The organism is Paraburkholderia guartelaensis, assembly GCF_004353905.1.
In the GTDB taxonomy this organism is placed as follows: domain Bacteria; phylum Pseudomonadota; class Gammaproteobacteria; order Burkholderiales; family Burkholderiaceae; genus Paraburkholderia; species Paraburkholderia guartelaensis.
In genome coordinates this window covers 84,715-110,497 of the sequence record NZ_SMOD01000019.1, presented here as the reverse complement: position 1 = coordinate 110,497, position 25,783 = coordinate 84,715, and the positions used below count along the sequence as shown (strand labels likewise).

General features: G+C 64.8%; 22 protein-coding genes and 1 pseudogene. 10 read left to right on the top strand and 13 right to left on the bottom strand.

From position 1 onward, the window contains the following. Positions 1-13: 13 nt before the first annotated feature. A complete protein-coding gene (locus E1N52_RS24110) occupies positions 14-1,471 on the top strand; it encodes a YfcC family protein (RefSeq protein ID WP_133185241.1) in 1,458 nt (485 codons plus the stop codon). Positions 1,472-1,534: 63 nt separating this feature from the next. Here the strand turns inward: E1N52_RS24110 and E1N52_RS24105 are convergent, their stop codons facing one another. Genes E1N52_RS24105 through aepX form a run of 3 tightly spaced genes read right to left on the bottom strand, consistent with a single transcriptional unit; the run spans position 1,535 to position 5,515 of the window. Continuing rightward, positions 1,535-2,602 (bottom strand): 2-aminoethylphosphonate aminotransferase, encoded by a 1,068-nt coding sequence (locus E1N52_RS24105; protein ID WP_133185240.1) that lies wholly within the window; start codon positions 2,600-2,602, stop codon positions 1,535-1,537. 10 nt (positions 2,603-2,612) lie between these two features. Further along, the gene (gene aepY / locus E1N52_RS24100; protein WP_133185239.1) at positions 2,613-3,812 is read right to left on the bottom strand and encodes a phosphonopyruvate decarboxylase; all 1,200 of its coding nucleotides are present in this window, start codon (positions 3,810-3,812) and stop codon (positions 2,613-2,615) included. Next, a complete protein-coding gene (aepX, locus tag E1N52_RS24095) occupies positions 3,809-5,515 on the bottom strand; it encodes a phosphoenolpyruvate mutase (protein ID WP_133185238.1) in 1,707 nt (568 codons plus the stop codon). Before aepX ends, aepY begins: the two co-directional genes overlap by 4 nt. 417 nt (positions 5,516-5,932) lie before the next feature. Here aepX and E1N52_RS24090 point away from each other — a divergent pair, with 417 nt between their 5' ends. Both E1N52_RS24090 and E1N52_RS24085 read left to right on the top strand, forming a co-directional pair. Next, the gene (locus E1N52_RS24090; RefSeq protein ID WP_133185237.1) at positions 5,933-7,480 is read left to right on the top strand and encodes a methyl-accepting chemotaxis protein; all 1,548 of its coding nucleotides are present in this window, start codon (positions 5,933-5,935) and stop codon (positions 7,478-7,480) included. 219 nt (positions 7,481-7,699) lie between these two features. Continuing rightward, positions 7,700-9,484, top strand: a complete 1,785-nt coding sequence (locus E1N52_RS24085; protein ID WP_133185236.1) for a peptidoglycan D,D-transpeptidase FtsI family protein — start codon at positions 7,700-7,702, stop codon at positions 9,482-9,484. 8 nt (positions 9,485-9,492) lie between these two features. Here E1N52_RS24085 and E1N52_RS24080 read toward each other — a convergent pair whose 3' ends face one another. Both E1N52_RS24080 and E1N52_RS24075 read right to left on the bottom strand, forming a co-directional pair. Then, positions 9,493-9,846, bottom strand: a complete 354-nt coding sequence (locus E1N52_RS24080) for a DUF4148 domain-containing protein (RefSeq protein WP_133185235.1) — start codon at positions 9,844-9,846, stop codon at positions 9,493-9,495. 119 nt (positions 9,847-9,965) lie between these two features. Further along, entirely contained in the window at positions 9,966-10,718 is a 753-nt protein-coding gene (locus tag E1N52_RS24075; protein ID WP_246089199.1) for a Crp/Fnr family transcriptional regulator, read from the bottom strand. 211 nt (positions 10,719-10,929) lie between these two features. On the opposite strand from E1N52_RS24075, the gene E1N52_RS24070 reads away from it, so the two are divergent. The 5 genes from E1N52_RS24070 (at position 10,930) to E1N52_RS24050 (ending at position 16,783) form a co-directional block, all read left to right on the top strand. After that, positions 10,930-12,600: an acyl-CoA synthetase gene (locus E1N52_RS24070; RefSeq protein WP_133185233.1), complete on the top strand. Its 1,671-nt coding sequence runs from the start codon at positions 10,930-10,932 to the stop codon at positions 12,598-12,600. Between the two features lie 311 nt (positions 12,601-12,911). Continuing rightward, positions 12,912-13,229, top strand: coding sequence for a hypothetical protein (locus tag E1N52_RS24065; RefSeq protein ID WP_133185232.1), 318 nt, complete (start codon positions 12,912-12,914; stop codon positions 13,227-13,229). 795 nt (positions 13,230-14,024) lie between these two features. Further along, the gene (locus E1N52_RS24060; protein ID WP_133185231.1) at positions 14,025-14,618 is read left to right on the top strand and encodes an IMPACT family protein; all 594 of its coding nucleotides are present in this window, start codon (positions 14,025-14,027) and stop codon (positions 14,616-14,618) included. Positions 14,619-14,775: 157 nt separating this feature from the next. Further along, positions 14,776-16,218, top strand: a complete 1,443-nt coding sequence (fliD, locus tag E1N52_RS24055; RefSeq protein ID WP_133185230.1) for a flagellar filament capping protein FliD — start codon at positions 14,776-14,778, stop codon at positions 16,216-16,218. Between the two features lie 319 nt (positions 16,219-16,537). After that, the gene (locus tag E1N52_RS24050) at positions 16,538-16,783 is read left to right on the top strand and encodes a DUF2964 family protein (protein ID WP_245623541.1); all 246 of its coding nucleotides are present in this window, start codon (positions 16,538-16,540) and stop codon (positions 16,781-16,783) included. Positions 16,784-16,808: 25 nt separating this feature from the next. On the opposite strand, the gene E1N52_RS24045 is transcribed toward E1N52_RS24050, so the two are convergent. Together E1N52_RS24045 and E1N52_RS24040 are read right to left on the bottom strand one after the other, a co-directional pair. Then, positions 16,809-17,423 carry a hypothetical protein gene (locus tag E1N52_RS24045; RefSeq protein WP_133185229.1) on the bottom strand — a complete coding sequence of 205 codons (615 nt, stop codon included), beginning with the start codon at positions 17,421-17,423 and terminating at the stop codon, positions 16,809-16,811. Between the two features lie 59 nt (positions 17,424-17,482). Beyond that, positions 17,483-17,881 carry a hypothetical protein gene (locus E1N52_RS24040; RefSeq protein ID WP_133185228.1) on the bottom strand — a complete coding sequence of 133 codons (399 nt, stop codon included), beginning with the start codon at positions 17,879-17,881 and terminating at the stop codon, positions 17,483-17,485. 805 nt (positions 17,882-18,686) lie between these two features. Here E1N52_RS24040 and E1N52_RS24035 point away from each other — a divergent pair. Continuing rightward, the gene (locus E1N52_RS24035; RefSeq protein ID WP_028209627.1) at positions 18,687-19,091 is read left to right on the top strand and encodes a helix-turn-helix domain-containing protein; all 405 of its coding nucleotides are present in this window, start codon (positions 18,687-18,689) and stop codon (positions 19,089-19,091) included. 44 nt (positions 19,092-19,135) lie between these two features. Here E1N52_RS24035 and E1N52_RS24030 read toward each other — a convergent pair whose 3' ends face one another. Then, a complete protein-coding gene (locus tag E1N52_RS24030; RefSeq protein ID WP_133185227.1) occupies positions 19,136-20,761 on the bottom strand; it encodes a GGDEF domain-containing protein in 1,626 nt (541 codons plus the stop codon). Positions 20,762-20,922: 161 nt separating this feature from the next. Here E1N52_RS24030 and E1N52_RS24025 point away from each other — a divergent pair, with 161 nt between their 5' ends. After that, positions 20,923-22,512: an inorganic phosphate transporter gene (locus E1N52_RS24025; protein WP_133185226.1), complete on the top strand. Its 1,590-nt coding sequence runs from the start codon at positions 20,923-20,925 to the stop codon at positions 22,510-22,512. 72 nt (positions 22,513-22,584) lie between these two features. Here E1N52_RS24025 and E1N52_RS24020 read toward each other — a convergent pair whose 3' ends face one another. The 5 genes and pseudogenes from E1N52_RS24020 to E1N52_RS24000 all read right to left on the bottom strand — a co-directional run. Beyond that, a complete protein-coding gene (locus E1N52_RS24020) occupies positions 22,585-22,872 on the bottom strand; it encodes a helix-turn-helix domain-containing protein (protein ID WP_133185225.1) in 288 nt (95 codons plus the stop codon). Beyond that, the gene (locus tag E1N52_RS24015; RefSeq protein ID WP_133185224.1) at positions 22,859-23,191 is read right to left on the bottom strand and encodes a type II toxin-antitoxin system RelE/ParE family toxin; all 333 of its coding nucleotides are present in this window, start codon (positions 23,189-23,191) and stop codon (positions 22,859-22,861) included. The genes E1N52_RS24020 and E1N52_RS24015 overlap by 14 nt, the downstream gene beginning before the upstream one ends. A gap of 100 nt (positions 23,192-23,291) precedes the next feature. After that, the gene (gene ppk2 / locus E1N52_RS24010) at positions 23,292-24,242 is read right to left on the bottom strand and encodes a polyphosphate kinase 2 (protein WP_133185223.1); all 951 of its coding nucleotides are present in this window, start codon (positions 24,240-24,242) and stop codon (positions 23,292-23,294) included. Between the two features lie 89 nt (positions 24,243-24,331). Next, entirely contained in the window at positions 24,332-24,712 is a 381-nt protein-coding gene (locus tag E1N52_RS24005; protein WP_133185222.1) for a VOC family protein, read from the bottom strand. 244 nt (positions 24,713-24,956) lie between these two features. Beyond that, positions 24,957-25,610: pseudogene (locus E1N52_RS24000) on the bottom strand (FadR/GntR family transcriptional regulator); the annotation flags it as partial. Positions 25,611-25,783 lie beyond the last annotated feature (173 nt).

Sequence of the window (25,783 nt, the reverse complement as noted above, 5' to 3'; positions counted from 1 at the left end):
AGGAATCCTCATCATGATCGCCGCTCCGCCCTCTTCCCCGCGTGAAGACACGACACCCACAGAAGACGCAAAACCGGAAACCAGGCCGCACGGCAAGATGCTGCACCCTGTCGTCATGATGCTCTGGGTGCTCGCCGCCGCATTGGCGATGACCTGGTTCGTCGACGCGGGCCGCTTCGAGCGCCACGACAAGCTCGTGATTCCGGGCACCTATCATGTCGTGCCGAAAAGCGGCGATCTCGCCACGCTCGTCGCGCCGGCAGTGACAAAGAGCACGCCGGACCATGCTGCGCCCGCGAGCCTCGTCTCGGTGTTCGTCGCCATACCGAACGGGCTCATCAAGAACGCGCCGCTCATCGTCATGGTGATGTTCGTGGGCGGCATGTTCGGCGTCATGAAACGCACGGGCGTAGTGGACGCCGGCATCGACCGCCTGCTCCAGCTCACCGCCGGGAACGTCTACGTGCTCGCGCCGCTGCTCATGATCCTGATCGGGCTTGGCAGCACCCTGCTCGGATTCATTTCAGAGTACCTGGTCATCATCCCGATGGTGATGCTGCTCGCGAAGCGGCTCGGCCTCTCGAATCTGTTCGCGGTGGCGCTCGTCGCGATTGCGGCGAAGATCGGCTATATCGCGTCGGTCACGAATCCGCTTTCGCTCGCGGTGGCGCAGCCCATCGTCGGTGTGCCGCTCTTCAGCGGGCTGGCGTTGCGGCTCGGCGTGTTCGTGGTGTTCCTGACGATCGGCGTCGCGTATCTGCTGCTCTATGTGCGTCGCAGCGGCTATCGGCGCGAGGCCGCCGTCGAGGCGCTGCATGCGCCCACGCCACTCTCGCGCCGCCACAAGGCGACGCTCGTCATCCTCGCCGTTGCGGCCGCCGCACTCGTGTTCGGCACGCGCGAACTGAAGTGGGGCAACGTCGAGCTTGCAGCGTTCTACGTAGCAATCAGCATCGTGACGGCGGTCGTGGGGCGGCTCGATTCGCGCAGCGCGTCCGAGGCGTTCGTCGACGGCATGAAGGGCATGGTGCTCGCGGGCCTCCTGATCGGGCTTGCGGCATCCGTCGAATTGATCCTGCAGAACAGCTTCGTGCTCGACACGCTGATCGACTACTTCACGCGCCTCGCGCAAGGACGCTCCAGCGTCTGGGTCGCCAACGGACTCATGGCCGTGCAGATGCTGCTCGACGTGTTCATTCCCTCGGTGTCGGGCAAGGCCGCGGTGAGCATGCCGATCATCGGGCCCATCGCACAGCTTTCGGGTGTGAGCGGCCAGACCTCGGTGCTGGCATTCGTGCTGGGCGGCGGCCTCACGAACATGGTCACGCCCACCTCCGGCATGCTGCTCGCGTATCTCGCCACGGCGCGTGTGGGCTTTGGCGAGTGGATACGCTTCATTCTGCCGCTCTTTCTCGTGCTGCTCGTGCTGTCTTCGGCGACCCTTGCACTTGCGGTGCTCACGGGATATTGAAGCGCAGCCACCAAAGCAAACGGGCGGCCGAAGCCGCCCGTCAATCGCTTTCGAAATACGCCCTTAACGTGTCACTTCATCGAACGCCGCCAGCAAGCGCTCGACATCGGCGGCGTGAATGTCGCCCATCGTCGAAATGCGGAACAGTTCCGCCGACAAGCCGCCCTGCCCCGCGTAGATCACGAAGCCGCGCGCCTTGAGCGCGTCATGCAGCAACGGATAATCGACGCCCGCGGGCAGGCGGAACGCGCGCAGCACCACCGACGATTCGTCCTTCCGCAGCACGCTCTCCATGCCGCGCGCGGCGAGCCCTGCGCGCACCTGCTCGGAAAGCGCCGCATAGCGGGCGTGACGCGCCTGCCAGCCGCCTTCATCGGCGAGTTCGCGCAGCGCCTCGACGAGCGCGTAATACGCGTGCACGGAAGGCGTGAACGGCGTATTGCGCTGATCCTGCAGCGTGGCAAGACGCTTGAGGTCGAGGTAGTACGCGCGGCTATGTGCTTGCGCGAGCGCGGCGCGGCGCACCACCACGAAGGCCGCGCCCGGCACGCCGTGCAGGCACTTGTTCGCCGTGGCCGCCACCGCCGCGATGCTCGTGTCGCCGAAATCGATCGCTTCGGAACCGAAGCTGCTCACGCCGTCCACGAGCATTTGCACGCCGCGCGCGCGGCACGCTTCGCCCAGTGCGCGCAGATCGTTCAGGCGGCCCGTCGTCGTTTCGTGATGAATGATGGCGACGTGCGTGATCGACTTGTCGGCATCGAGCGCGGCCGTGATGCGCGCGAGGTCCGGCGCCTGCATCCAGTCGTGTTTGACGACCTCATGCGCGATGCCGTACTGCTTCGCGATCGCGGTGATGCGCTCGCCATACACGCCGTTTTCGACGATCAGCAGCTTGCCGTTCGCAGGCACGAGCGTCGAGATCATGCTTTCGACCGCAGCCGTGCCGGAGCCCGTCATGAGCACGGCCTGCCATTGCGCGGGATCGAGATCGTAGACGCCCACGAGACGCGTGCGCGCCTCTTCCTGCACGTCGAAGAATTCGCTTTCGCGATGGCACAGGTCTTCCTGGAGGAGACTCTGGCGCACGCGTTCGGTCAGCGTGACCGGGCCGGGATTGAGCAGCAGCATCGGTAATTCCTTATTTGGCAGACGTGTCGACAGCAGCGCCGATGTGGCGCATGAGGCGAGTCTTGACATCGGGCGGTGTGATCGTGGGGCGTGGCAAGCCGTCTGGCGTGCCACGGCGAATCGTCAGGCGTACGAAGCGTGTGCCTTCGACACCCGAAGCGCCCTTCGCGCGTTCGCGCGCGGCGGCGAGCACGCTGTCGAGCATCGCGAGATCGTCGCCTTCCACGGCCTCGGCGTAACCGCACGCGGCGGCCACGTTCGCGAACGACACTTGCCCCGACACGGTGGCCTGGCCACCCGTCGAATCGTGCGCGCCGTTGTCGAGCAGCACGTGTGTGAGGTTCGCGGGGCCATAGGCGCCAAGCGTGGCGAACACGCCCATGCGCATGAGCGCCGCGCCGTCACCGTCGAGTGCGAGCACGTTCAGGTCGGGCCGCGCAAGCGCGAGGCCGAGCGCGAACGGCGTGACGCAGCCCATCGAGCCCACCATGTAGAGCTGGTTCGAGCGATCGTCGAGTGCGTAGAGTTCGCGGCCGCAGAAACCCGTCGAGGCGACGACCACCGTCGACTCGGCAGGCGTCGCGGCGATCACGCGCTCGAGCGCCTGCTGGCGCGTGGGCAGTTGATCAGGCGTCCGCCCGGTCCATTTGACCTGCGCGACCGGCAGCGCGTGCTTTGCCGGCATCGCACCGCCGCCCTTGAGTTCGTACGGCGCCACGCTGCCCTTCTGCATGACGAGCGCATACGGGCGGCCCGTTTCGTCCATGTGCTTGATGGCGCGATCGAGCGCCGCCGCGATCTGGTCGGCTTCCGTCGGGAACGTCTCCCACGGAATTTCCATCGTTTCCAGCATCTGCGGCGTGACCGGGCCCATCAGCGCGTGCTGCGGCTCGTCGGGCACGCCCGGTTGGCCGCGCCATGTCACGATCAGCAGTTGCGGCAGGCGGAACGTCCACGTAAGCGAGGTGAGCGGGCTCACGGCGTTGCCGAGGCCCGAGTTCTGCATCATCGTGATGCCGCGCTTGCCCGCGAGCGCCACGCCCGCGATGACCGCGACCGCGTCGCCTTCATTGGCCGCGCTCACGTAATGCAGGGAGTCGTCCTGCAGCACGTAGTTGATGAACGGCGTGAGGTACGAGCACGGCACGCCGGCGTACCATTCGAAGCCGCGCGAGCGCGCCGCTTCGACAAACTGTGCAGCTTCGATCATGCCTGCCCCTCCGCGCCCAGCGGCGTTTGCGCGTGCGTATAGACGCCCTGAGCGAAATCTCCCGCACGGCGGAAGTCTTCGAGGTCGTTCACGCCGCGCCAGTGGCCGTGCACGTATTGCACTTCGATTTTCTCGCCGTCTGCGATCAGCGCGTTGAGCAGCGCCGGCATGTCGAGCGTGTCGAAATCGGCGCGCGTTTGCAGTTGCGCGAGCTTTTTCGCGAGCTTCGCGCGGCCGGCGCCGCGCACGTTCACGAGGCCGATCCAGCGGCCGTGCGGGGCCGCGCCGTTTGCGGCCGGATCGCTCGCCACACGCTCGAGGAACACCTTGTTGCCGAACAGATCGCGCTCGTCGGCGGCCGAGCACCATGCGAAGTCGCGCGTGCTGCTGTTCTCCGACTCAGGCGACGAATCCACCACCACGCTGATGTCCGCTTCGCTTTCCACGAGGTCGCGCAGGATGTAGCTGCGGAACACCAGGTCGCCGTACGAGATCACCGTGTCGTTGTCGAGCGCGCCGACCGCGCACGCGAGCGAAGCGAGTTCGTTCGTCTGCGCGAAGCGCTCGTTGCGCACGAGCTTGATGCCCGCTGTGTCGATGGCTTCGGCCTTATAGCCGCCCACCACGGTGATGTCGTTGACCGACTGCTTCTTGAACGCATCGACGAGCCAGCGCAGGAGCGGCTTGCCCGCAACCGGCAGCATGACCTTGGGCTTGTCTTCCGTGTAGGCGTCGAGGCCCGAGCCGCGGCTCGCGGCCAGCACAATCGCCGAGCCTGCCCCGCGCGACGTGGCGGAAAGGTAGCGGTCTTCGGCTTCCGAGTATTCGTCGGCGTCCTGCAGGCGGAAAATTTCGTTGACCGTAGCAATGCGGTCTTCGACATCGACGAGCGTTTGCGTTTCGTAGATCGTCCTGGTGACGGCCTGCATGGCCGAAACGGCCGCGCGGATCTGATGGTTCGCCCAGATCACCGTGCTGATGCCCGCCTTGCGGAACACATCGGTCGGCGTGCTGTAGTACTTGGTCGGCACGATCACGAGCGGGCCGCGGCCCGCCCATTCGCGCGCGAACGTGAGGATCTCGTCAGGCTTCGAGAGCTTGCTGTGGATGAGGATCGCGTCCGCGCCGGCCTGGCGATACGCCTCGGCGCGCTTGAGCGCTTCGTCCATGCCCCAGCCCGCGATCAGCGCCTCGACACGCGCGACGATCGAAAAGTGCTCGTCGGTCTGCGAGTCCTTGCCGGCCTTGATCTTGCCGCAGAACTCGTCGATATCGGCGAGCGGCTGCGCCTCGCCCTTGATGAAGCTGTTGGTCTTCGGGAACTGCTTGTCTTCGATACACACGCCCGCAATGCCGCGCTGCTCCAGCTTGCGCACGAGACGGCGCACGTTGTTGAAGTTGCCGTAGCCGGTGTCGCCGTCGAGCAGGATGGGCAGGTCGCTCGCGTCGGCCATGAATTCGAGGTTGTCGACCACCTGGGTCCAGCTCGCCTCGTTGTTGTCGCGCACGCCGAACTGCGCGGAGATCGAGAGGCCCGAGCCCCAGATCGCCTTGAAGCCCGCCTCGCGCGCAATACGTGCGGAAAGGCCGTTGTGCGCTTCCATCAGGAATTCGAGTTCGTTGCTGGTCAGCATCTGGCGCAGCCGCGCGCTGCGCGATGTGGTGACAGCGGCGGGGACCAGGACGGGTTCGCGTGCGTTCATTCTTGTTGCTCCAGTGGACGTCATGAGGGCGGCAGCGGGAACTGCGCCGTGTGCGTCGCATCGTTGTGAAAGGTCCTTCATCCCGGCTTGATCGCAAGCCTCGAAGTCAGGCCGGCCGGGGACAAAGTCGCGACTATATCGGAAATGATTCCTATCCGCAGTCGATCACTGCAAAGAGTGGCAAATCATGGAGTTACTGTGAAATTTGTGGCTTTTATCGGCGTAATCGCCGGTGTTTCAGCGGCGCGTCATATGAGCCAGGTCAAAGGTCGTTGTTTTGTATGAAGAAAAGCTGCCTAAGCAGGGTTCCCCCTGGGTCTCGCGCACGTTTGCGTGGGCCGTAAACACAGTCTGGCGGCAACGCATCGCCAGTCGTACCGCTCCAGCCCTGTGAAACACCGACCGACCATGCAGAACATGACCCTCAACAAAAAGCTCCGCTCGATGATCGCGATCCTCTGGATCGGCCTGCTGTTGATCGTCGCCTTTGGCGCCTGGCAAAGCCGCGAAGCGATGATCCGCGAGCGGCGCGCGCAGCTCACGACGCTCGTCGACGAAGCGACGAGCATCGCCAACTACTACTACGGCCTCTCGCAACGCAACGTCATGCCCGAAGCCGACGCCCAGAAGCAGGCGCTGACCGTGATCGGCTCGATCCGCTACAGCACCGACGGCTATCTGAGCATCAACAACTCGCAGTCGGTCATGCTGATGCACCCGATCAAGCCCGAGCTCGACGGCAAGAACCTCAGCGACTTCACCGATCCCGCGGGCACCCACGTGTTCACCGGGCTCGTGAATGCCGCGAGCGGCCCGGACGGCGGCTTCCTCGACTACCTCTGGGCCAAGCCCGGCCACAGCGAGCCCGTTCCCAAGCTGAGCTACGGCCACCGCTTCGTGCCGTGGGACTGGGTGATCGTGACGGGCATGTACATGGACGACGTGCGCGCCGAGTTCTACGGCAGCCTGATGCGCTGGCTCGGCGTGACCTTCCTGCTGGGCGGGGCCGCCACGGCCGTGATGGTGCTCGTGGTGCGCAGCGTGCGCAGCAGCATCGGCGGCGAACTGGAAGGCGCGGTGGACGCGGCCAATCGCATCGCCCAGGGCGACCTCACCTTGCGCCTGCAGGTGCAGGGCACGAACGAGACCAGCCTGATGCGTGCGCTCGCAACGATGCAGGCAGCGCTCGTGCAAACCGTCTCGCGCGTGCGCAGCGGCGCGGAAAACATCAATGTGGGCGCGAACGAGATTGCGGCGGGCAACACGGATCTCTCGCAACGCACCGAGGAACAGGCGGCGGCCCTCGTGCAAACGGCGTCGAGCATGGATCAGATGACGGCGAATGTGCGCCAGAATGCGGATAGCGCCCAGCATGCGGCGTCGCTCGCGAGCCAGGCCGCCGATGTCGCGACGCGCGGCAGCGCCGTAGTCGACGACGTGGTGCGCACGATGGGCGACATCACGACGAGCTCGCAGCAGATCGGCGACATCATCGGCGTGATCGACGGCATTGCGTTCCAGACCAACATTCTCGCCCTGAACGCGGCAGTCGAAGCGGCGCGCGCGGGCGAACAGGGTCGCGGCTTCGCGGTAGTGGCCGCCGAAGTGCGCAGCCTCGCGCAGCGCTCCGCCACCGCGGCCAAGGAAATCAAGGCGCTGATCGAAAAGTCGACCGGCACCGTGACCGAAGGCCAGCATCTCGTGACCAACGCGGGCTCGACGATGACGGAGATCGTGCAATCGGTGCGACGCGTGCATGAGATTCTCGAAGAGATCAGCAACGCTTCGCGCGAACAGAGCGCCGGTATCGAGCAGGTCAACCGCGCCGTGGGCGAGATGGATCAGGTGACGCAGCAGAACGCGGCGCTCGTGGAAGAGGCCGCCGCCGCCGCCCATTCGCTCAAGGATCAGGTAAGCGTGCTGCGCGAGTCGATCGCGAGCTTCCGCTTGCCCGCGCACGCGTAACGCTCTCGCCATACCGGCTCGACGCCGGTTTGCCTGTCTACCCGCCGGGCCGCATTCGCGGCCCGTTTCGCTTTGCGCCTCGCCCGCTCCCCTGCACCGCTCGCGCCGCATGACGGCACGCAACGCACGCCCGATTGCCTTGCGACCTTGCGCACCTATCATTTCATTTAAATTACATCATGTTTACAATATGACTCTGCCAGCCACCCCGCCTTGCCGATGATCCGCTCCAGGAAACCGCCGCGCGACCCGCACGCAACCGCGACCCGTCACCCGATGCTTGCACCGCGCCTGCCCGCGTGGCGCTCAAAGTTCATCGTGTTCATCACGTTCGCGGCCTTTGCAGCGCTGGCCGGGCGCGCGTTCTGGATTCAGGTCGCCAATCACGGCTTTTACGTGAAGCAGGGCCAAAAGCGCTACCAGCGCACGCTGGAGCTCGACGCCATGCGCGGGCGCATCGTCGACCGCAACGGCGCGCTGCTGGCCGTGAGCCTCGCGACCTTCGAAGTCTGGGTGAATCCGCGGCTCCTTGACGCCGCCGCGCACGCGCCGCTCGCGCGTCTGCTCGACATGCCGCTCGCGGAAATGGACCGGCGCGTTGCCGGCGACCGCTCTTTCGTGCTGCTCAAGCGTCAGGTCGACGCCGAAACCGCCGCGCACATCGACGAGATGGGCATGGGCGGCATCACCCTGATCGCCGACTCGAAGCGCTATTACCCCGAAGGCGAATCGGCGGCGCACGTGGTGGGTTTCACCGACATCGAAGACGCCGGCCAGGAAGGCGTGGAGCTTGCCGCGAACGCGCGCCTGCGCGGCACGCCGGGCCAGCGCGAGGTGATCCGCGACCGGCTCGGGCGCGTCATTTCGGAGCCGAGCGAGCGCGTGCAGCCGCGCAACGGCGACACCGTGCAGCTCACCATCGACCGCCGCGTGCAGCAACTCGCGTACACGCAGCTCAAGGCCGCTGTGGCGAAGAATCATGCGGAAGCGGGCAGCGTCGTCGTGCTCGACGCCCAGAACGGCGAAATCCTCGCGCTCGCGAACTGGCCGTCGTTCGACCCGAACGACCGCACGCGGCTCACGGGCAAGCAGTTGCGCAACCGCGCCGTGGTCGACACGTTCGAGCCCGGCTCGACCATCAAGCCCGTGGTCGTTTCGCTGGCCATGGACCTGCACAAGGTCAACGCGAACACGCTCATCGACACCTCGCCGGGCACGTACCGCATTGGCCTCGCGACGATCCACGACACCTCGAATCACGGCCGCATGACGGTGGCGGAGGCGATCCAGAAGTCGAGCAACATCGCACTCGCCAAGCTCGCACTGAATCTTCCCGCAGAAACGATCTGGGACAAGTATCAGGAGTACGGGCTCGGGCAGCGGCCCGGCGTCACGTTCCCTGGCGCGGCGCCTGGCCGCGTGCGTCCATGGGCGCGCTGGCGCCCCATCGAGCAGGCGACGATGGCATACGGCTACGGCCTTTCCACTTCGCTGTTGCAGATGGCGCAGATCTACACGGCCTACGCCGGCGACGGCAAGCTGCATCCGGCCATGCTGCTGCGCGAAGCGCCAGGCGATGCGGCCAGTTCAACTGCGTCTGCGGAACGCGCGATCACGACACCGGCCACGGCAGCCGCCATGCGCAAAATGCTGGAAATGGCGACGAGCGACGGCGGCACGGGGCGCGCCGCCAATGTTGAAGGCTATCGGGTGGGCGGCAAGACCGGCACCGCGCGCAAGCAGATCGGCGCGGGCTACGCGAAGAACCGTTATCGGGCGCTATTCGTCGGCATGGCGCCGATGAGCGCGCCGCGCGTGATCGTCGCGGTCATGATCGACGATCCGGCGGGCAAGGCGTTCTACGGCGGCACAGTCGCGGGACCGGTGTTCTCGGGTGTGACGGCGGGCACGCTCCAGTTGCTCGGCGTGCCGCCCGATGTCGCGGCCGGGCCCGAGAACGCCAAGGGTGCCAACGGCACCCAGGCCGGCTCAGGGCGCGGCTAGCGCCTCAATCAATGGTGGCGATAAGCGGGCGGTTCACTGCCTGACGCGGCGGGCGCGCCTGCTTCTGTATTGGGCGCGGGCGATGCGCCGTAGCCCGATTGCGCGACCTGCTCCTGCGCCACGCGCGCTTCGTTGGCGCGCTTTTCGGCAAGCCGGCCCATGGCGCGCTGCACATCTTCCGGATAAGTGGCGTCGTTCGCCGAAGCCGGGTTGTACCCCACCGACTCCAGATCGACCAATTCCTGAAGCACCTGGGCGCGCGTTACCGGGCCGTTGTGCGTGTCGGCGGATTGGGCAAACGGCACCGCCGGAACGATCGCCATCATCGACACCAGCGCCGCGCGCAGCATTGCGTTTTTCACCTTGCTCTCCGTATGTATTCGATGAGCAAAGTCTACGCAGCACGGCCACGCCTAAAAACCGGCTCGCGGAGGAGAGAGTCTTCTATTCCCCGCAAGATTGATAAGGAGTTCTGCGATCCTCAGATCTGGTCGCGGCCAAACGCGCGCAGCCCGTCGAGATCGAGCACGTCCACGCGGTTGTACGAGAGCGCGACGAGCCCCTCGCGCTCGAGCGTCTGCAGCGCCTGGTTGATCCGTTGACGCGACGCGCCCGCCAGCATGCCGATCTCCTCCTGGGAGATGTCGAGCGCACGCCCCGTCTCGGGATAAAGATAGGGATTGAACATCTGCGCGAGCGACTGCGCAACGCGTGCATCCACGTCGAGCAAGCGGCTGTTCTGGATCAACGCGATGAATTCGCCCATGCGATTGTTGAGCTGATGGATCACGAAGCGGTTGAACGGCAGGCTGCTGTCCATGAGCCGGTGGAACGTATCGGTGGCGACGGCCATCACGAGCGACGGCTGCAGCGCGATCACGTCGTACTTGCGCGGCTCGCGCTTGATCACGCTCCCCTCGCCGAACCAGCCGCCGTGCGGCACGCCCGAGAACGTGCAGCCGCGCCCCGAAGCGTTGAAGATCGCCAGCTTCACGAGGCCGGAACTCACGCCGAGCCACCAGTCGGAGGGCGCTTCGCGCGCGGCGACGATCGCGCCCGCGGCATAGCCCTGCGCATGCGAGGACGCCAGCACCCACTCGCGATGCTCGGGCGCGAGCGCGCGGAACCAAGCGCACCGCTCGAATAGCGCCGCCAGGCGCGCGGCGTTTGCGGCGTCGATGCGCTCGCCTTCGCGCCATGAATCGCGGGCGGGCGGTGTCCCATCCGGGGGCATAATGGATTGCGACATCGCGCTTTCCTGGGGTTAGGTCAATCTTTGGGTCGATCTTGTCGAGCGGATCGTGCGTCGCGGCCCGCTCTGTCGCGCCGGCGACAGACTGGCGTGCGCGGCCCTGCTACGGTAGCGCGAATCATACCTACAAACCTTCGACTGACCGCGGCGCGGCTTGAGGCCGGCATCGGCGATCGACACTGGAGACACCGCCATGTTGCACCCGTTCGAAGAAGGGCTCGCGCAACGCGAAGCCAATTATGTGCCGCTCACGCCGATCGATTTCATCGCTCGCGCCGCCGAAGTCTATGGCGACCGCCTGGCGGTGGTCCACGGCGACGTCCGCCGCAACTGGCGCGAAACCTATGCGCGCACGCGGCGGCTCGCGAGCGCGCTGACACAGGCGGGCATCGGCCGCGGCGACACGGTGGCGGCGCTCCTGCCCAACATCCCCGCGATGGTCGAGGCGCACTTCGGCGTGCCCATGCTCGGCGCGGTGCTCAACACCCTCAATACGCGACTCGATGTCGCAACGATGCTGTTCATGCTGCGCCATGGCGAAGCGAAGGCGTTGATCGTCGATACCGAATTCGCGGCGCTCGCGCAGCGCGCGGCACTCGAATTCCCCAACCTCAAGATCATCAGCGTGGCCGATATCGCGCCCGCAGACCCTGAGTACTTCCCGCGCGCAATCGACTACGAGGCGTTCCTCGAACAAGGCGATCCCGACTTCGTCTGGGAGCCGCCGCGCAACGAATGGGACGCCATTGCGCTGAACTACACTTCGGGCACGACGGGCGACCCCAAGGGCGTGGTCTATCACCATCGCGGCGCGTACCTCAACGCAGTGAGCAACATCCTCGAATGGGACATGCCCAAGCACGCCGTGTACCTCTGGACGCTGCCGCTCTTTCACTGCAACGGCTGGTGCTTTGCGTGGACCGTCGCCGCGCGCGCGGGCGTGAATGTGTGCCTGCGCAAATTCGACGCGAAGCTCGTGTTCGACCTCATTCGCAGCGAGCGCGTCACGCACTATTGCGGCGCGCCCATCGTTCAGGGCGCGCTCGCCGACGCCCCCGCCGAGTATCGCGAAGGCATCACGCACACGGTGTGCACGATGGTGGCAGGCGCGCCGCCCGCACCGGCCGTGATCGCGAAGATGAAGGCGATCGGTATCGAACTCACGCATGTCTATGGTCTGACCGAGGTGTATGGCCCCGCTGCCGTGTGTGCGGTGCAGGCGCGCTGGCAGTCGCTGCCCGACGAGGAACAGGCGCGACTCGCCGCTCGCCAGGGCGTGCGCTATCACCTGCAAAGCGGCGTGAGCGTGCGCAATGCGCAGACGATGGAGCCCGTGCCCGCCGACGGCGAAACGCTCGGCGAGATCATGTTCCGCGGCAACATCTGCATGAAGGGCTATTTGAAGAACGAACGCGCGACCGAAGACGCGTTCCGCGGCGGGTGGTTCCACACGGGCGACCTCGGCGTGATGACGCCCGACGGCTACGTGCGCATTACCGACCGCAGCAAGGACATCATCATCTCGGGCGGCGAGAACATTTCGAGCATCGAGGTGGAAGACACGCTGTATCGCCATCCGGCCGTCGCGCTCGCCGCCGTCGTGGCGATGCCCGACCCGAAGTGGGGCGAAGTGCCTTGCGCGTTCGTCGAACTGCGGCCCGGCGCGAGCGCCACGGCCGAGGAAATCATCGCGCACTGCCGTCTCTTTCTCGCACACTTCAAGGTGCCGCGCGCCGTGCGATTCGGCGAACTGCCGCGCACCGCAACGGGCAAGATCCAGAAATATGAGTTGCGCGCGCAACTAGGTTCGCAAAGCGCGATCGACGTGGCTGGCTCACAACCCGCGCCGAAAACACCTCGGTAAGAACGACAGTGTGACCTGCTGGCCGGTACACGTGACACATTCGGGCGGCCCACGTCGCCCGAATGTAACGTCAGTTGACAACCCGACCCCCTACGGCTTGTTCCCGATTGTCAGGTGTGGCGCTTAATCCTTTTTGCATCAAGGGCCGAGTGTTAGATCGGCTTTTTTTGCATGAAGAATCGTATGAAACGAAAGCTTACAAGTGGTCACGTTTTCCTCCGCTCCAGGCCGATAAGCTTTGAACCGTGGTCGCAACACAAAGGCATCCCGATGCCGCGTGACTGACGACGCAACCAACGAGGAGGTAACTCATGAACACGAAGAGCTGGAAGACCCCCGCCCGCGCCATCGCCGCAGCACTGATCGCCGGCGGCGCATTGATGGGCGCATCGAGCGCCTTCGCTCAATCCGCACCGTATGGGCTGCGTGCCGAATCGGCGCCGCAATACGGTCAACCGCACATGATGCCGGTGGACGCGCACGTCTCGATCGGCTGGCACGACAACCGTTATTACGACGGCCACCGCTATTGGGAACACGACGAGTGGATGCACCATCACCCGCGCGATCCGGGCCCCCCGCACTACCGCGACGACGACCATCGTCCGCCGCCCCCGCCGCGTTACTGATCCGCGTGACGCACGCGTGATCTAAGGGCCGCCTTCGCCGAAGGCGGCTGAAGCGGCACACCGAGGCCGGTCTTCCCCAAGGGAGACCGGCCTCGGCGCATTTCGGCGCCTTACTTCGCCATGCGCGTGCGCTTGCCCTGATATCATTCGGCATGCGAATCAATTTGACGGAAAGGCCCGCCACACGGCGAATCCGGCCTGCCATGCCGCACGCTGGGCGCGGCAAGAAAGGCAGACGTCAGTAATTGCAGGTAATGCGGAAGTGTTGCCGCCCGCACGCCCCGCGGGTAACGTTGATGGGCGTTTCGTTCCCCGGAGCGCACGGTGTATTCTCATTGCCCGGCCAGAGATGGCCGGGATTTTTTTTGCGCGCGAATGAGAACACTAGCGCCCTTCGGGTGCCAGGCGCACCAGGTTTTTTTTCCGATTGCGGACGCAATTTTGCGGACGTAAGGTGGGATTGCCTCTTGAGAACAGGCGAGCCTTGTGACCCCCGGTCGTGACACAGTCCGACCGGGGATTTTTTTGGCTTCTGTGCTTCTGGAGAATCGCGTCGGCCGGAACGGCGCCGCGAGAGAAAGAACTATGACGGATCACCGAATGAGGAGTTCGGCTTCGCTCCAGCCAGAGCTAGATCCGTCATGCCGTGCATTATCCGGGCTGAAGGCCGGGGCGTCACTAGCATCTGACGCAAAGAACCATTACGCAAACTGGCAAGATATGGGGACGGACGTCGAAAGCCGGCCCATGAGCATCGGTTAACATGGGGGTTTCGCCTGCAGTGCCACCCCGCTTGTGCCAACTTTCACGCTCGCCCATCCCGTCACCGCGGAACTCGATATCCGCAAGAGCCGCTTCATCGCGCACGCCATTCCTGTTGCCGACCGCGAAGCGGCCATGGCTGAAATCCGCCGCCTGCGCGACGAACATCCCACCGCCACGCACGTTTGCTGGGCGCTGCTAGCGGGCGGCCAGTCCGGCATGTCCGACGACGGCGAGCCCTCCGGCACCGCCGGGCGCCCGATCCTCGAAGTGCTTCGCCATCACGACCTGGACGGCGTGCTCGCCGCCGTGGTGCGCTACTACGGCGGCGTGAAGCTCGGCGCGGGCGGCCTCGTGCGCGCCTATACCGACGCCATTGCCAGCGCCCTGCAGGGGGCCGAGCGCGTCGAGCGCATCGCGCAGGCGCGCCTCACGGTCGAACTCGGCTATCCCGACGAAACCCGCGTGCGCCACTGGATCGACCAGGAGCAGTTCACGCTCGTGGAGAGCCTGTACGCCATGACGGTCCGCCTCACGATCCAGCTGCCCGCCACCGCCGTGGACGCCGCGCGCCTCACGCTGACCGACCTCACGCAAGGCCGCTCGGGCTTCCCCGAGCACCGTTGAAGCGGGCGGCCGCCCGCATCCAAAGTGCCGATCGCGTATTTTTCAAAATCTTTTCGATTCTTTCATAAAGTTTCATGAAAGCTTGCCGTAATGAAAGCATGGCCGCGCATTTGCGCGTTCCGTCGACTCGACGCACCAGAACGAACGGACTTCTTTCATGGCAAGCACGATCACGAACACCACGACCGCCAGCGCGAACAGCGCGCTGAGCGACGCCGCCCAGTCGATCATCAGCGGCGCGACCAACTCTGCACTCGACGTCAACCAGCTCGTCAAGGCGCTCGTCAACGCGAAGATCGCGGGGCCAAGCGCCATCCTCAGCGCGAAGCAGACCGCCAGCAACACGACGCTATCTGCGCTCGGCACGCTGAAGTCGGCGCTCGCTTCGCTCCAGACAGCACTCACGCCGTTCAAGGACGGCGCCGCGCTGCAACGCTTCACCGCCACGGCCAGCGAGAAGGACAAAGGCTTGAGCGCGGTGGCCGGCAAGAACGCCGTGGCGAGCAGCTTCACGGTCGAAGTCGATCGCCTGGCCACGGCGCACAAGCTCACCTCCGATAGCTTCGACACCGGCGAGACGCTCGGAGAAGGCACCCTCGACATCTCGATGGGCGGCAAGACCATGCATCTGACGATCGCCGCGGGCAGCAACAAGCTCACCGACGTCGTCGCGGCGATCAACCGGGCGAAGGACAACCCCGGCGTCACGGCGTCGGTCGTCAACGGCGCCGACGGTCAGCACCTCGTGCTGAGCGCGAACAAGACCGGCGCGGCCAACGCGATCGACGTGCAGGCGGGCACAGGCGTCGATACGCGCCTCGCTTCCTCGCAGATGCGCGAAGTCGAGGCCGCCGCCGACGCCGAGCTGCGCATAGACGGCACGCGCGTGACGAGCGCGAGCAACACGCTCGAGGGCGTGGTGAGCGACATCACGATCAAGCTCGAAAGCGCCTCGGTCGGCACGAAGCAAACGCTCACCATCACCCCCGACACCGAAGCGACGGGCACATCCATCCGCGAGTTCGTGAAGGCGTACAACAGCTACGTGGATGCCCTGAACGGGCTGACCTCCTACACGGCCGCAACCGGTTCGACGAGCGCGCAAGCGGGCGCGCTGCTCGGCGACTCGATCGCGCGCACACTCGCGGCGAGTTTGCCGGCGGTCGTTTCGGCGGGCGTGAAAGGCAGCGACGGCGTGACCCATTCGCTGGGCGAGATCGGCATCAAGCTCGACAAGAGCGGCAAGCTGGAAATCGACGACGACACGTTCAAGAAGGCGCTGCAACCGGGCAACACTGCGATTGCGGCGCTCTTCGGCAGCAGCGGCATGACCACGAAGCTCAACAGCGCCATTACGCCCTACGTGCAGTCGAGCGGCATCATCGAGCGGCGCAGCACTGCCATCAACAAGGAACTCGACGACATCAAAAAGCAGTCGTCGATGCTCGATGTGCGCTCAACCCAGCTCACTGCGAAATTCAACCGCCAGTTCACCGCGCTCAATAACCTCATGTCGATCATGAACAACAACCAGCAATATCTGACACAGCTCTTTGGCGGCGCAAACAGCGCGGGTGCCCTTGCAACGAATCACAAATAAGGCTGGAATGCGCGGGGCTCGACGCTAGCAAACGTCGACGTCAGACGAAAAAAAAGGCCGCCGAACTGATCGGCGGCCAACAGGGGACGTGAAGAACAACCGCGAATCGAACTATCGAATCGACCCGACCGCTCCATCATGGCGAGCCAAAATTAAGACAAACTTAAACGCGCGCAAAAAACGATCGGGAATTCCGGCGCGCCAGGCGCAGGCAATTGAAAGAACGCGTAATAATGGGCTGGCTATACTTGATCAGGTGCGGGCCGCTCATTCATTCGCGCCCGCATGACCGACCTCTACCCAACCCGGAAGAGCCGCCATGTTTGATCGACTGCATCGGTTTATGGAAGGCGCAGGTCCCGAGCGGCGCCATCGCGTCTGGAGCAAGGTGCGCATTTTCGTGGCTGCAATGGGCACGCTCGGCTCTGCCGCCGGCATCGCCATCGCGGTGGTCGGCCTCATCAACTTCGACCACCAGAAGGTGATTGCCGGCGTGGCCGTCATCATCGTCTGCACGGCGATCTACGTATCGATCCTCGTGCGCGACCGCAATCGCGCCGACTAGCGCACACCGCCCAGGCGTCACTGCCTCACTGCAAGTTCTGGCCGTCACGCGTGACCTGTATGGCCGTCGCGCCCACGTAGTCGGCACGAATGCTGTCGCCTACCTTGATCGATTCGAGCGGCACGTCCGGCGGCGCCACCACCACGACCGTGCGGTTCGGTCCGCGCAACGCGACCTTGCGGCTCTTGCGGTCGATCTTCTCCACCGTCGCGATCACCTGCACGCTACGCGCCGTCGCCGTCACGCCACCGGAAGCGGGCGTGGTAGCGACCGTATCGACGCGTGAGCGTATGCCCCGCGTGGCCACTTTTTCGGCGCGCAGCAGCAACGCCTCCTTGTAGAGGATGTTCACATGATCGCCGGGCTTGAGTTTGCTCACGTCGCCGACTGCGGGATCGACCGCGACCGTCACCAGGTTGCGGCGCGCGCCGCGCAGCGTAACTGAGTTGGTGGCCGCGTCGATGCTCACGACCGTCGCCGTGGTCTGCACCTCGCCGATCTGCAGCGCGGCATTCGGCGCACTTTCAGGCGCGGCATCGGACGCCGTCTGCGCAAACAGCGGCACGTGTGGCGACACGCCGAGGGCAAGCACCAATATGGCGCCGAGCAGCGGCGCGGAAGAACGAGAGCGCGTGGACATGTAGCCTCCTTGTGTGGATCGTGAATGGCAAGAGAGCGGCATCGCGCCGCTCCTACGCATCAAGCGCTGTGCGTGCAAGCCTCTTCGGCCGCACAGCGCAGGTAATGGGCATACACACGCTCGCGTTCCTCGGCCGCGAGCTGACGCTTTTCGGCAAGCCGCAGCATGCGATGCCGGTCCGCGCCGAGCGCTTCGTAGTAGCGCTCGGAATGCAGGCGCTTGAAGCGCGTATAGAAGTCCGGGCCGGGCAGACCCGAATCGGTCGAGAGCAGCGAGGCATAGTCGGCCTCGCGCGGTTCGCACAACGCGGCCGCGGCCGTCTCGAGCTTTTCGTAACGCACCCGCAGCGGCACGTCGCCCGCGAACAGGGCATGAAACGCACCGTACGGCACGAGCGAGCGCCGGCTTGCAGCGCGGCGCAACAAACGACCTACCTTTTCATCGATTTCTTGAGTCATCCGCAGCGGCCAGAAAGCGGACCGCCACCCATACCGCGTCGTTTGACGAAGAGCACGGAAGCATGTGGCGGCCCGGCAGGATTCAGGGACCCGTTTCGCTACGCGATACACCGCGCGGCGAATCCGGCATTCTGCATTCGCGCATTCGAATCCAATCTGCATTCGAATCGATTCGAAATGTTTGCGAAAACATTCTGCACAAAAAAACCAAATCACTCCCCGAAATTGCTCCATTGCCGTCGTCACCCATGGCGAGCTACGCCAATTTGCGTCGGCAGTGGCCGAAAACGCTAACAAACATCCGAGGTGCGACCGCCGCGATTTAATCCATATTGGGTAACGTTGATTCAACTCAATATATGCTGAATTCTGAATTAGTCATACAAAACAACGCGGAGTGTTGCTTTCCAATGTTTGAGCAATTAAGTCAGGTTAACTGGCTGAAAATGGGAGCAAACTTCGCATTGCGGGATCAACGCGAAATGCCAACGTGCATTGTTGACCGACGCGAGTCGGTTGTTTTTTCCCATTAGTTCAGGATTATCCACAAGTCAAGCAGACTATTTTTCCGCTAGCTATACACATTCCCTACAAAAACAATTATTAATATCCGCTGCGGAACACCGAGGCGTTTCGCAACAAGCGCCCTTCACCGGGCGTCGATTTCGCCGTCCGTCATGGCTCTCGCGTCACCGCACCGGCGCCGGGTCCATGGCAAGCGACAAGACCCGCTTGCAGGAAGGGTTACAGGAGCGGCACATCCGCATTGCCGCGTGTCCGGAATCTTTCGTCGACGAGTGAACACATGCTTACCCGAACCGAGAACCTGCCGAGCGTCGCGAGAAGAATGGCCGCCGGCCAGATGTTGATGGAAGGCGCGACCGTGAATAGCGTCGCCGACTCACTCCACCTTTCCGCCCAGACGGTGAGGCGCTACAAGTCCATCGTCGAGGACGGCGGGCTCGCTGCGCTCCAGCAGATGAGCGTGGGCGGCCGGCCTTCGGTGCTCGATCAGGCCGCGCTAGGCTGGATCGCGAGCGCCCTGCACGGCTCCGCGCGCGATCACGGCTTTCCGAGCGATGCGTGGACCAACAGCCGCGTGCGCGAGCTGATCGGCCGCCAGTTCGGCGTGCACTATTCGCGCGTCTATACCTGGCAGATCGTCTCGAACCTCGGCCTCGGCCACCGGCTGTCGAAGTCAGCGCGCTGAACGGCATGGAGGGCGTCGCGCGCCGCACGAGAAGCCGGCGCGCCTCAGCCCCGGGTTGCTGGCGCATCGCGGCCTCGGCTTCCGGCATCGGAATCCACCAGCGGCTGCGCCCCCTCGCCCGTCCATTGCTGCGACCGGACCTGATTGCGGCCCGCTTCCTTGGCCTCGTAGAGCAGGCGGTCGGCGGCTGCTAGCAGCTTCGCGCCGCTGCCGCCCTCTGGCGGATTGCAGCTCGCACACCCCGCGCTCACCGTCACGCACCCATGGTGCGTACCACTCAGCGTGAGATTGTCCGACTCGATGCGTTTGCGGATCTTCTCCGCCATGCGCGTCGCGGCGTCGAGCCCCGTGCCCGGCAGCACCACCGCGAACTCTTCACCGCCAAAGCGCGCGGCGAGATCGGTTGCGCGCCTCGATCCTGACGCGATGCGTCCGGCCACGAACACCAGCACCTCGTCGCCCGCGGCGTGTCCGTAGGTGTCGTTGAAGAGCTTGAAGTGGTCGATGTCGAAAAAGAGCACGGAAAGCGGCGTGCGTTCGCGCACCGCGTGATGCCATTCCTCCGCGAGACGGCTGTCGAGCGCGCGGCGGTTCGCGAGACCCGTGAGCGGATCGGTGACGGCGAGGCGCAGGAGCTTGCCCTCGGCCACCACCTTGTCGCGCAGCGCGAATGCGAGCATCCAGGACACCACGACCCACGCGCCGCCGAACACCGTGGTCATCACGAGGGCGATATAGCTGCGCCGCCGCCAGCTGGCGAGCACGTCCCCTACGGCGGGCGCCACGACGACGATGAACGGCGAGTTGCCCACGTGCGCAAAGGTGTAGATGCGCTCGACCCCGTCGATTGCCGAGTGCGATGTATAGGTCCCGGCGTCGCGGCGCGCAAAGAACGCGAAATTCGGCAGGTCCGCGTAGTTCGAACCGGCGCCGCGCATCGAGGGCGGCTTGCTCGCGAGCAATGTGCCGTCGCGCATCAGGATAAAGAGGTGGCCGCCCGGGCCCAGGTCGATGCGCTCGAGCAGTTGATCGAGATAGTCGAGGCGCACTCCGAGTAGCGCGACGCCCGCGAACGAGCCGTCGGGCGCGTTGATGCGGCGCGTGAGGCCGATCGTGAGCGCGCCGCCGCGCAGGCGGGAATGGAACGGCTTCGAAAAGAACAGGCCCACATGCGGGTCGCGCTGCTGCGCGACGAAGTAATCGCGGTCGGCGAACGAAATGCCGGCGGGTGAAGCGTCGAAGGCGTTGCTGCGCGAGGCTTTCACATGGCCCGTGGCGTCGATCACATAGGCCCCGCCGAGCCTCGACGCCGCCGTCGCCCGGTCGAACAGCACGCGCTGGCGCAGCGATTCGGGCATGCTCCAGGTCTGCGGCTGCTGCGCCGCCTGGACCACGGCTTGCAGCGACAGGTCGTAAATCTCGACGTTGCGGGCAATGTCGTTGCTGATGAGCTGCACGAGGTTGCGCGAGTTCTCCTGCGCGTGGCGCAACTCCTCGGCGCGGCCCTCGTAGAGCGCCGCGTAGGTGAAGATCGCCATCACCGTCGCGACGAGCGTGCCGGAAAGCCCCGCGAAAAAGGGATAGTTGCCGATCAGGCGCGTCGCCGCCTTCGCCCGAACGTGGGCCCAGCGGTGCACCAGAAGACGCAGCGAAAGAACCCGTTTTGGCATCTGCGCAATCCTCTTGCTGACGGCGCGAATCGATGGGGCGCCGTTCCATCGGGCATGCATCGGGCATGACTGGCACGAATCCGTCATTAAACGGACACCTGGGCGGTTCACGATCGGAGACGAAACCTTTGCCCACTCCCTCCCCCAGGAGCCCGCCTGCCATGCCAGAATTTTCCCTGTCACCGCAACCGGGCACAGCCCCCGCGCGCGGGCGCAATGCCAGCCTGCTCGCCTTCCTCATCGTCATCGCCGCAGGCGCCGTGTACGTGGGGATGCATCTCGCCGACGACCTCTCGCCGGTGCGCGAAAGCTCGGCGATGCCGTGGATCCTGCTCGGCATCGCACTCCTGATCGCCCTCGGCTTCGAGTTCGTGAACGGCTTCCACGATACCGCGAATGCGGTCGCGACCGTCATCTATACGCACTCGCTTTCGCCCAATATCGCCGTGATGTGGTCGGGCGCGTGGAATTTCCTCGGCGTGCTCACCTCCACCGGCGCGGTGGCCTTCGGCATCCTGCAACTGCTGCCTGTGGAGCTGATCCTGCAGGTGGGCAGCAGCGCGGGCTTCGCCATGGTGTTCGCACTGCTTATTGCCGCGATCATCTGGAACCTGGGCACGTGGTACTTCGGCCTGCCTTCGTCGAGCTCGCATACGCTGATCGGCTCGATCATCGGCGTGGGCCTCATGAACCAGCTCATGCACGGCGCGAGCGGCACGAGCGGCGTGGACTGGAGCCAGGCGCTCGGCGTGGGCAAGTCGCTGCTGTTTTCGCCGATCGTCGGCTTTTTGCTGGCCGGCCTGCTGCTGCTCATCTTGAAGGCCGTCGTGCGCGTGCCCGCGCTCTACTCGGAGCCGAAGGGCAAGGAGCCGCCGCCGTTCTGGATCCGCGCGCTGCTGATCCTCACGTGCACGGGCGTGTCGTTCGCGCACGGCTCCAACGACGGCCAGAAGGGCATGGGCCTCATCATGCTGATCCTGATCGGCACGGTGCCCACGGCCTATGCGCTGAACCGCGCCGTGACGGCCGAGCAGACGCAGACCTTCATCGCCGTTGCGCACGACGCCACGCGCGCACTCGAGCGCTACACGAACGGCGTTGCCGCGCCCGCCGATCCGCGCGCCGAAGTGGAACGCTTCATCGGCAGCCGCACGTTGTCGAGCACGACCGTGCCCGCGCTCGCCGCGCTTTCCGGCCAGGTGGGCGAACAGGTGCGCGGCTACGGCTCGCTCGCGGCGGTGCCGCAATCGGTCGTCGATAACGTGCGCAACAACATGTACGTGATTTCCGAAGCGATCCGCCTGCTCGACAAGCAGAAGGCGGTGCCCTTCTCACCCGACGACCTGAAGTCCATCAACAACTTCCGCAGCCAGATCGACCACGCGACGAAATTCATCCCGACGTGGGTGAAGGTGGCCGTGGCGATCGCACTGGGACTCGGCACGATGGTGGGCTGGAAGCGCATCGTCGTGACGGTGGGCGAGCGCATCGGCAAGCAGCATCTGAGCTACGGCCAGGGCGGCTGCGCGGAGGTCGTGGCGATGGTGACGATCGGCGCGGCGGACGTGTACGGCCTGCCGGTTTCGACCACGCACGTGCTCTCCTCGGGCGTGGCGGGCACGATGGCCGCCAACGGCTCGGGCCTGCAATGGAATACGGTGCGCAGCCTCGTGATGGCGTGGGTGCTCACGCTGCCCGCTTCGATCGTGCTGGCAGGGGCGCTCTATTGGGTGTTCAAGCACGTGTTCTGAACTCGAACGGCCAGAAAAAAGCCGCGCTTCCTGTAAGGGGAGCGCGGCTTTTTTTGCATTGTGCGACTGCGTTCAGACGATCGAGATTTTTAGTGTCTTGCCGCACGCCTGCGCGTACTTGCGCAATGTGTCGATAGAAGGCGAGTGCTCGCCTGATGCAAGCGCGCGCTCGAGCCGCGTAACCGCCGGCGCTTTCGTGCCCATGCGCTCGGCGACCTGCGCCTGGCTTAGTCCTGCTTGATGGCGGGCTGCCAGCATCTGGTCGAGCAGCGCAAATTCCTCCCGATTCAACCGGTCGTATTCCGCCCGCGCCTCGGGATCAGCGAGGACTCGCTCGCGCAATTCCCTAAAGGTTCCCACTCTTTACCTCCTGGTGCCGCTTACGCGCAATTTCCAGTTCTTTGTGCGGGGTCTGCTGCGTCTTCTTCACAAAGCAGTGAAGCATCACGACACGACGATCCACAATTGCGCAGTAGAACACCCTTGCAATACCTTCCGCCCCTTTGAGCCGAAGTTCGAACAAGCCGTCACCCATCGCTTTGGTGTGCGGCTCTCCAAGGTTCGGACCGTGTTGTTCCATGCGCTCGGCAAGCGCCACAAAGCGCACCGCGAGCATTTTCGGCAACGCGTAGACGCTGCGTTCGACGCGTTCACTGTAGAAGTCGATCCGGTATCCCATGGCCATTATAGTAACAAATATGTTACTACGCCATGGGCATCCCAAATTCGCCGCTTTTGCCTTCGATCAGATCAAAATCAGATCAAAGGCGGGCAACCCCTCAATAAATATCCGGAATGAACATGTCCTGCGGCACCGGCTGGCGAATGTAATCCGGATGATGCACGCGCGCCGGCAGCGTGACGTGCGGGTGCTCGATCTCGTGATACGGCACCTGGCTCAGCAAATGGTTAATGCAGTTCAGGCGCGCGCGCTTCTTGTCCACGCCCTGCACGACCCACCACGGCGCCTCGGTAATGTGCGAGCGCTGCAGCATCACTTCCTTCACGTGCGTGTAGGCCTCCCAGCGGCGGCGGCTTTCGAGGTCCATCGGCGAGAGCTTCCACTGCTTGAGCGGATCGTCGATGCGGCTCTGGAAGCGCACTTCCTGCTCGTCGTCGGTGATCGAGAACCAGTACTTGACGATCTGGATGCCGCTCCTCACGAGCATCTTTTCAAACTCGGGCACCGAGCGGAAGAACTCTTCATATTCGTCGTCGGTGCAGAAGTTCATCACGCGCTCCACGCCCGCGCGGTTGTACCAGCTGCGATCGAACAGCACCATCTCGCCGCCCGCCGGCAGATGCTGCACGTAGCGCTGGAAATACCATTGTGTGCGCTCGCGGTTGTTCGGCGCGGGCAGCGCGGCGACGCGGCACATGCGCGGGTTCAGACGCTGTGTGATGCGCTTGATGACACCGCCCTTGCCCGCCGCGTCGCGTCCCTCGAAGATCACGACGAGCCGGTGCCCCGTGCTCACGATCCAGTCCTGCATCTTCACGAGTTCGCCCTGCAGACGGATCAGCTCGCGGAAATAGACACGGCGCAGCGCACGCGCCTCGTCGCTGATCTGCAGACCGCTTTCCTGCAGCCGGTCGTCGACCTCCATTTCGAGCTCTTCGTCGTAGGCGTCGATGAGTTCTTCATCCAGACGCCGGCGGCGATGCAGTTCGGCTTCCTGCTGCTGCGCATCCCGTTGTCCGGCGTCCATCGTGCGGTCTAATTCGTTCATGGCGACTCTCTCCTTGGTCGATATGCTGTCAACTCGCGCCACTATCGGCGCAGCGAGTGTCACGAATATTTCAAATGCATTGCGGCGGCTCAAGTGAGCGGCTTGGCGAAGCTCAGTTCGTGGCCGTCCGGATCGACAAGATGGAAGTAACGCTCGCCCCACGGCGCGTCGCGCGGCGCGAACTCGGGCTTGGCGCCGGCCGCCAGTGCGTCGGCGTAGAAGGCGTCCACGTCGGCGACGTAGAGGATCACGCGGCCCCAGCCGTTCACCGCGCCGTGCGGCCCCTCGAGCAGGTTCAGATAGCAGACGCCGGCCGCGCCGCCCAGTTCGAACGACGCAAAGCCCGGCACCGCCGGCCCGGCTCTCTGCACGAAGCCGAGCGCCTCGTAAAAAGGCACCGACCGCGCGATGTCGCTGACGGTCAGCGTCACGGCGCTCAACGCTACGATTTGCGAGGCGCGCTCGTTCATTTATCTGCTCCTCCCGCTCATGCGGCCAGCTACTGCGTGCGGCCCGGAATGATGCCCGTCGGCCCGATCAGCCAACTTTAGCAGCGTTCGCGCGCCCGGCGCGGGCTGCTGGCTTTTCCTTTGCGCCGCCCGACGTCTTGCGCGCGGTTTTGCGCGCCGGCTTACCCGCCTGAGCGGGTACTGCCGTGGCACGAGGCGCATCGTCACTGGTTGGACCACTTTCCGGCCAGCCGATCTCGTCTCCCACCCGCGTGCGTACGAAGTCGATGTGCGTCTGCATCGCCGTACGCGCCTCCTCGGGACGCCGCGCGACGATCGCGTCGCACAGCGTGCGGTGCTGCAGCAGCAACTGGTCCGGCGCGTCTTCGTTCTGCACGCGCAGCCCCGTGCCGTTGATCGTGATGTGTTCGCGCAGCACGCCCAGCACGCTCGTGTGCAGATGCAGGAACATCGCGTTGTGCGAGGCCTGCGCGATCACTTCGTGCAGCTTCGCGTCGGTGTCGGCTTCGGCGGCCTTGTCGTCCACTTCGCGCGTGCGCTCCAGTTCCTGCATGAGCGCGCGAATGCGCTCGAGATCGTCGTCGCTCGCACGCAGCGCCGCAAAATACGCAGTCGCGCCTTCCAGCACGCGGCGAAACTCGAGGATGTCTTCGCGCAAGGCCGGATGATCGGCCACGAGTTGCCCCCAGGGCGACGCAAAGCCCGTGCGCAACTGGTCGGTGACGAATACGCCCGCGCCCGGCCGGCTCTGCACGAGGCCGCGCGCAGCCAGGCGCTGGATCGCCTCGCGCACCGTGTTGCGCGCGACGTCGTATTCCAGCGCGAGCACCCGCTCGGAAGGCAGCTTCGCTCCCGCGCGCCAGGTGCCGTCGAGCAGCGACGTCTCCATCTGGCGCATCACAGTCTCCACGCGCCCACGCGAGCCTGCCCTGTCCCTCATTGTCATACCCGAGTCTCGTTCTAGCTTGCGGCAAGTGGTCCAACCAGTTTGAACCACGCGCCCGAAGCGGGAATTATGCGCCCAAACCAGCGCTCGTCCTCAAGCTGCCCGACCCAGGGCCCTGGGAAGGA

Bases quoted from the DNA above. Each gene is read 5' to 3' on its own strand.
- ppk2 (WP_133185223.1), bottom strand. From the start codon at position 24,242: ATGAACGAATTAGACCGCACGATGGACGCCGGACAACGGGATGCGCAG.
- E1N52_RS24065 (WP_133185232.1), top strand. From the start codon at position 12,912: ATGAACACGAAGAGCTGGAAGACCCCCGCCCGCGCCATCGCCGCAGCA.
- E1N52_RS24035 (WP_028209627.1), top strand. From the start codon at position 18,687: ATGCTTACCCGAACCGAGAACCTGCCGAGCGTCGCGAGAAGAATGGCC.
- E1N52_RS24090 (WP_133185237.1), top strand. From the start codon at position 5,933: ATGACCCTCAACAAAAAGCTCCGCTCGATGATCGCGATCCTCTGGATC.
- E1N52_RS24070 (WP_133185233.1), top strand. From the start codon at position 10,930: ATGTTGCACCCGTTCGAAGAAGGGCTCGCGCAACGCGAAGCCAATTAT.
- E1N52_RS24050 (WP_245623541.1), top strand. From the start codon at position 16,538: ATGTTTGATCGACTGCATCGGTTTATGGAAGGCGCAGGTCCCGAGCGG.
- E1N52_RS24110 (WP_133185241.1), top strand. From the start codon at position 14: ATGATCGCCGCTCCGCCCTCTTCCCCGCGTGAAGACACGACACCCACA.
- E1N52_RS24075 (WP_246089199.1), bottom strand. From the start codon at position 10,718: ATGCCCCCGGATGGGACACCGCCCGCCCGCGATTCATGGCGCGAAGGC.
- E1N52_RS24015 (WP_133185224.1), bottom strand. From the start codon at position 23,191: ATGGGATACCGGATCGACTTCTACAGTGAACGCGTCGAACGCAGCGTC.
- fliD (WP_133185230.1), top strand. From the start codon at position 14,776: ATGGCAAGCACGATCACGAACACCACGACCGCCAGCGCGAACAGCGCG.
- aepY (WP_133185239.1), bottom strand. From the start codon at position 3,812: ATGATCGAAGCTGCACAGTTTGTCGAAGCGGCGCGCTCGCGCGGCTTC.
- E1N52_RS24085 (WP_133185236.1), top strand. From the start codon at position 7,700: ATGATCCGCTCCAGGAAACCGCCGCGCGACCCGCACGCAACCGCGACC.
- E1N52_RS24005 (WP_133185222.1), bottom strand. From the start codon at position 24,712: ATGAACGAGCGCGCCTCGCAAATCGTAGCGTTGAGCGCCGTGACGCTG.
- E1N52_RS24025 (WP_133185226.1), top strand. From the start codon at position 20,923: ATGCCAGAATTTTCCCTGTCACCGCAACCGGGCACAGCCCCCGCGCGC.
- E1N52_RS24045 (WP_133185229.1), bottom strand. From the start codon at position 17,423: ATGTCCACGCGCTCTCGTTCTTCCGCGCCGCTGCTCGGCGCCATATTG.
- E1N52_RS24030 (WP_133185227.1), bottom strand. From the start codon at position 20,761: ATGCCAAAACGGGTTCTTTCGCTGCGTCTTCTGGTGCACCGCTGGGCC.
- aepX (WP_133185238.1), bottom strand. From the start codon at position 5,515: ATGAACGCACGCGAACCCGTCCTGGTCCCCGCCGCTGTCACCACATCG.
- E1N52_RS24105 (WP_133185240.1), bottom strand. From the start codon at position 2,602: ATGCTGCTGCTCAATCCCGGCCCGGTCACGCTGACCGAACGCGTGCGC.
- E1N52_RS24040 (WP_133185228.1), bottom strand. From the start codon at position 17,881: ATGACTCAAGAAATCGATGAAAAGGTAGGTCGTTTGTTGCGCCGCGCT.